Source organism: Shigella sp. FC1967 (assembly GCF_001743005.1).
Classification (GTDB): Bacteria; Pseudomonadota; Gammaproteobacteria; order Enterobacterales; family Enterobacteriaceae; genus Proteus.
This window is the reverse complement of record NZ_MIIZ01001419.1, coordinates 1-354: the sequence shown is the minus strand read 5'-3', so window position 1 is coordinate 354 and position 354 is coordinate 1. Positions and strand designations below refer to the sequence as shown.

The 354-nt window shown below is 50.6% G+C and carries 1 rRNA gene; it reads right to left on the bottom strand.

The window, feature by feature from the left end:
- Positions 1 to 354 (bottom strand): 23S ribosomal RNA (locus BHE89_RS22585); the annotation flags it as partial.

The window sequence follows — 354 nt, the reverse complement described above, 5'->3', positions numbered from 1 at the left end:
AGTCAAGCTGGCTTATGCCTTTGCACTAACCGCATGATGTCCGACCATGCTTAGCCAACCTTCGTGCTCCTCCGTTACTCTTTAGGAGGAGACCGCCCCAGTCAAAACTACCCACCAGACACGGTCCCCCGATCCAGATTATGGACCTAGGTTAGAACATCAAAACGTTAAAGGGTGGTATTTCAAGGTTGACTCCATGCAGACTGGCGTCCACACTTCATAGTCTCCCACCTATCCTACACATCAAGGCTCAATGTTCAGTGTCAAGCTATAGTAAAGGTTCACGGGGGTCTTTCCGTCTTGCCGCGGGTACACTGCATCTTCACAGCGAGTTCAATTTCACTGAGTCTCGGG